The organism is Longimicrobium sp., from assembly GCF_036280135.1.
In the GTDB taxonomy this organism is placed as follows: domain Bacteria; phylum Gemmatimonadota; class Gemmatimonadetes; order Longimicrobiales; family Longimicrobiaceae; genus Longimicrobium.
This window is the reverse complement of record NZ_DASURI010000133.1, coordinates 1-4,877: the sequence shown is the minus strand read 5'-3', so window position 1 is coordinate 4,877 and position 4,877 is coordinate 1. Positions and strand designations below refer to the sequence as shown.

Annotated in this window: 6 protein-coding genes; 3 read left to right on the top strand and 3 right to left on the bottom strand. The window is 69.7% G+C overall.

All coding sequences use genetic code 11. The features are described 5' to 3' along the window. Positions 1 to 120: 120 nt before the first annotated feature. Complete coding sequence (locus tag VFZ20_RS04100) at positions 121 to 1,134, bottom strand: saccharopine dehydrogenase NADP-binding domain-containing protein (protein ID WP_329682558.1); 1,014 nt, start codon at positions 1,132 to 1,134, stop codon at positions 121 to 123. 100 nt (positions 1,135 to 1,234) lie between these two features. Here VFZ20_RS04100 and VFZ20_RS04095 point away from each other — a divergent pair, with 100 nt between their 5' ends. Continuing rightward, on the top strand, positions 1,235 to 1,849 hold the full coding sequence (locus VFZ20_RS04095; protein ID WP_329682557.1) for a TetR/AcrR family transcriptional regulator: 615 nt from the start codon (positions 1,235 to 1,237) through the stop codon (positions 1,847 to 1,849). A 576-nt stretch (positions 1,850 to 2,425) separates the two neighbouring features. Here VFZ20_RS04095 and VFZ20_RS04090 read toward each other — a convergent pair. After that, complete coding sequence (locus tag VFZ20_RS04090; RefSeq protein WP_329682556.1) at positions 2,426 to 2,836, bottom strand: SRPBCC family protein; 411 nt, start codon at positions 2,834 to 2,836, stop codon at positions 2,426 to 2,428. A gap of 153 nt (positions 2,837 to 2,989) precedes the next feature. Here VFZ20_RS04090 and VFZ20_RS04085 point away from each other — a divergent pair, with 153 nt between their 5' ends. Together VFZ20_RS04085 and VFZ20_RS04080 are read left to right on the top strand one after the other, a co-directional pair. Further along, positions 2,990 to 3,340, top strand: a complete 351-nt coding sequence (locus VFZ20_RS04085; protein WP_329682555.1) for a metalloregulator ArsR/SmtB family transcription factor — start codon at positions 2,990 to 2,992, stop codon at positions 3,338 to 3,340. Between the two features lie 4 nt (positions 3,341 to 3,344). Further along, positions 3,345 to 3,845 (top strand): SRPBCC domain-containing protein, encoded by a 501-nt coding sequence (locus VFZ20_RS04080; protein WP_329682554.1) that lies wholly within the window; start codon positions 3,345 to 3,347, stop codon positions 3,843 to 3,845. A 251-nt stretch (positions 3,846 to 4,096) separates the two neighbouring features. Here VFZ20_RS04080 and VFZ20_RS04075 read toward each other — a convergent pair. Then, a partial coding sequence (locus VFZ20_RS04075) for a DUF885 domain-containing protein (protein ID WP_329682553.1) occupies positions 4,097 to 4,877 on the bottom strand: 781 nt, incomplete at its 5' end.

Here is a 4,877-nt window from a genome sequence, read left to right as displayed (position 1 = left end):
CCTGGGACATCGGTCAGCTCCTTCGGCGGATCGGGTGCGGATGGCGCGCTCGGCGGCGCTGAACAGTAGCACGCGCCGGGCTCCGCCGACCAGCATCATCCGCGATTCGATGGGACGGATCTAGCCCAAACGGATCGCAAGCGGCTCGGGGGAGAGCGCCGACAGGAAGTCCCGCGCGTCGAACGCCTGCCCCGCGGTGCGGACGCCGGGCTCGCGGTCCGTCGACCCGAGGAGGCGGATGACGGCCTCCACGACAAGCGGCGCCGTGGTCGCGTAGATGTCCTGCCCGCTCGCGCACGCCCGCCGCTCCACGCCGTCCCGCCGCGCGACGACCTCCACGACGAAGCGCTCCGGCGGGCGGCCATCCGCGTCCGCCTGGGGGCCGGAGCGGAGACCTGAGACGGCGGCCGTCGTCATGAACGACCGGATCCGCGACACGTCCAGGTGCCGCGCGATCGTCACCGTGTCGGCCATGGTGAACTCCTCGGCCACGTCCTGCCGGCCGATGGGCGCCGGAAACGTCCACGCGGACACCGGCGGCGCGTCCGCGCTCAGTTGCAGCCGGCCATCCACGTGCGCGATCCGCAGCCCGCCCCGGCGCTCGCGCGAGACCTGGCCGGCGATCATCGTCCCGGCCGTAGGCACCCAGCCGCTCAGCCCGTACGCCACGCAGACCTCGTCCGCCGACATCCAGTCGCCCATCGCGGCCGTCGCGAGCAGGTCGCCCAGCCCGCCGTAGAAAGCCATAGCGGGGACGATCGTGACGCCACACGCGCGCGCATCGGCGTCGTGGCGCTCGAACGTGTCGAGGTTGGCCTCGATCTCCGCGGCGACGTCCACGTACGGGATTCCCTTCCGCAGCGCCGCCTGGATGACGGGCGAGGCCGTCGTCGCGAACGGGCCGGCGCAGTTGATGACGGCCGCCGCACCCTCCAGGACCGCGTCCAGCGCCGCAGCGTCATCCACCCGGGCGGCGCGGACGGCGATCCCCGGGTACGCCGTCGCCAACACGTTCAGCCGCCCCGCATCCCGGCCCGACAGGATGGGCGTCAGCCCGCGCCGCAGCAGCTCGGCGACGACGAAGCGCCCCGTGTGGCCATAGGCGCCATAGACTGCAACGGCTCGGTTCATCATCCATCCTCTCCAGTGACGATACAGACCTGTCTGTTTCCTTGCAAAGGATGCTACAGATCTGTAGCGTTGTCAAGCAACGTCTCACGGAGGGTGGAGGATCATGGCGGCAGAGGCAGACGGCTCAACGGCGGGCGGACGACCATCGGCGGTGCGCGACCGCATCCTGGCCACCGCGTCGGACCTGTTCTACCGGCACGGCGTGCACGCGGTGGGCGTGGACCTGGTGGTGAAGGAGTCCGGGATCGCCAAGACGAGCCTGTACCGGCACTTCGGCAACAAGGACACGCTGATCGCCGCGTTCCTGCAGGAGGAGGACGCGGACTTCTGGCGCCAGTGGGATGCTGTGGCGGACGAGCACCGCGACGATCCCGCGGCCGAGCTGGAGGCACACCTGGCGTGGATCCAGGCGCGGCTGCGGCGGCCGGGGTACCGCGGCTGTCCGCAGCTCAACGTGGCCGCCGAGTTCCCCGCCCCGGACCATCCCGCGCGTCAGGTGGCCGCGGCGCACAAGGAGGAGATGCGGCGGCGGCTGTCCGACATCGCGGGGCGCATGGGGCTGCCGGAGCCGAAGGACGTCGGCGCGCAGCTGGCACTTGCCCTGGACGGCGCGTTCATGAGCGCGCCGCTGGGCGGTGGCGACCAAATCGCCGCCACGCTCGCGTCGACGGTCCACGCGCTGCTGACCGCCCCCCGCGCGCAAGCCGAATCCAGCTAGAGGTGCTCGGCCTCGCGCCAAACGCGTCATCCCGATACCGGGGCCGGAAAAGCAGTTGTTTCCTGAGGGGCCCTCACGAACTCGACCGCGCTGGATGCGTGCGGCCCCGAAGGCTCTTCCCGCCCTGGCAAGGGCCCAGTCCAGCGGCGGCGTACCTGCCCCGCGGAGGAGATCCTTCGGTCGCGCCCGTAGTCTCGTGAACGGGCAAGTTCTGCGCGGCGCTCCCTCAGGAAATCAAGAGAGTGGACCCTTACGAGGATTAGGATGGGAGGCTGTTGCCAACCTCGCGCCTCGAACGCGTCATCCTGAGGAGCCGCCGCGCGGTCCTGCGCAAAGACCCTGGTGGCGACGAAGGATCTTGCCGGCAAAGCTCTGCCGCTGCCCTCGTGCACGGACGCCGCCCCGAGTTTCGCACACAAGATCCTTCGGTCGCGCCAAAGTACTGCATGCGTTCACGTTACGCGTGGCGCTTCCTCAGGATGACGCTCCTTGGGCTCCGTAAGGATGGGTTAATACGAGAGGCCGACTCCCCGTACGGGAGCCGGCCTCTCGCTTTGACCGGAAATCGCGGAAGGCTCAGCCCTTGGCTTCCACGTGGCGGCCGAAGTTGTCCAGGATGGCCTGCCATCCCTGGCGCTGCATCTCGGCCGGGTTCTCGGACTCCGCGTCGAAGGTCTCGCGGACCAGCACGCCGCCGTCGCGCTCCGTGAACTCCACGCTGACCTCGCGTCCGTCGCTCATCCGGTACTCCAGGGCCTGCCCCGGCACCACGCGGGTGTAGGTGCCGCCGAAGTCGAAGCCCGCGCTGCCGTCCCTGGCCTCCATCCGCGCCGAGAACGAGCCTCCTTCACGGAGGTCGACCGTGCTGGCGGTGGTGTGCCAGCTCTCGTGCGCCGAGTTCCACTGCTTGATGTCCTCGGGGCTGTTCCACGCATCCCACACCTTGCTGCGATCGGCCTTTACGAGGGTTTCGATCGTGATCTTCATCGTTGTCTCCTGGTGAACGTGGTCGGGTGGCTCATCCATGCGTCGAACGAACCCGGCGGATTTCGACATCGCCCTCGCCGGCTTGGGCGGGGAGAAGATATCGCCAACACGGCAGGCTTGCGCGCGGGGCACCGCGGCCCTATATACAACCACATGGTTGTACGTCACTCGCTCAGCGAGGCGGAGATGGACCGCCTGTTCCACGCCCTGGCCGACGCCACGCGGCGGGACATCATCGCGCGCGTCATGGCTGGGGAGCAGGCGTCGGTCTCGGCGCTGGCCGCCCGGTACGCCATGTCGTTCGCGGCGGTGCAAAAGCACGTCGCCGTGCTGGAGGCGGCGGGGCTGGTGACCAAGCAGGCGCAGGGCCGCGAGCGCATCGTGCGCGGCAACCCCGAGCGGATCGCGCATGCGCGTGAGCTGCTCACCCGGCTGGAAGCGTTGTGGAAGGACCGGTTCAGCCAGATCGACGCACTCTTCACCGACACCCCATCCCAGGAGTAAGCCCATGCCCATCACCTCCGTCAACTCCGACGCGAACGCGCTCACCCTCACCATCGTGGGCGACTACACCGTGCCGGTGCAGCGCCTGTGGGACGCGTTCGCCGACCCGCGGCAGCTGGAGCGGTTCTGGGGGCCGGAGACGTGGCCCGCGACCTTCACCCGCCACGACATGGAGGTGGGCGGCTACTCCCAGTACCACATGACGGGGCCGGACGGCAGCACGTCGCACGGCTCGTGGCGCTTTCTGGCCATCGAGCCGGGACGCCGGTTCGAGGTGGAGGACGGCTTCACGGACGAGAACGGCATGCCCAACGACGGCCTGCCGCACATGCGGATGATCTTTACCTTCGAGCCCACCGCCCAGGGCTCGCGGTTCACCGGCGTCACCCACTTCCCGGGCGTCGCGGAGATGCAGCAGTTGCTGGACATGGGGATGCTGGAGGGGATGCAGTCCGCCATGGGCCAGCTGGACGCCGTGCTCGCCGGTCCCGCCCCCGTCAGCTGATCGCGCCGCGTGGGATGTCCGTCGGCGGCTGAGCGGTCGACCGAAGGATCTTGCGTCCAAGGCACGAGGCCGGCTCCCATGCGAGGAGCCGGCCTCATGCTTTGCGTGCAAGATCCTTCGTCGCCGCCACAGCCCGTGCAGCGGGCAGGATCACGCGGCGGCTCCTCAGGATGACGCGTTCCGTTGCGGACGGTGATTCCTGCGGACCATTCGGCCCTTTGCGTCTCCGCCGCCAGCCTCCGGAAAGCGGCCTACCGCCGCAGGTACTCGTCCACGTTGCGGGCGAGCACGTCCAGCGGCACGTTGCCGCCGCGCACCACGGTGTCGTTGAACGCCTTGAGGTCGTATCGCGTGCCCAGCGCGGCCCGCGCCCGCTCGCGCTGCCGGTTGATCTCGCTGTGGCCCACCTTGTAGCCGCACGCCTGCCCCGGCCACGAGCAGTAGCGGTCCACCTCGCTGGCCACCTCCAGCGGGTTGGACCCGTTCACCTCCACGAAGAACCGCACGCCCTGCTCGCGCGTCCACCCCTTGGCGTGCAGGCCCGTGTCCACCACGAGCCGGCAGGCGCGGAACGCGAGCGACTGCAGGTAGCCCAGCCGCCCCACGGGATCGCTGTCGTACGCGCCCAGCTCGTCCGCCAGCTGCTCGGCGTAGAGCGCCCAGCCCTCGGAGTACGCGTTGAACGACAGCATCTGGCGCACCAGCGGCATGTCGTGCGTGTACTCGCCCTGCCAGATGTGGCCGGGGATGGACTCGTGGAACGTCAGGTCCGCCAGGCTGTAGCGGCTGTGCAGGTCCGTCGTCCGCAGGTTGATCCAGAAGCGCCCGGGGATCTTGCCGTCCACGGACCCCGCGCCGCCGTACGCCGCCGGCGCGCCCGGCTCCTCCTCGGGCGGCAGGCGCTTTACCTCCATGTTGGGATCCACGAGCGTGTTGAACGCCCGCGGCATCTGCGCGCGGATCCACGCCAGCCGGTCATCGATGAACCGCAGGATCTCGGCGCGGCCCGCGTCGCCCTCGGCGAACTTGTAG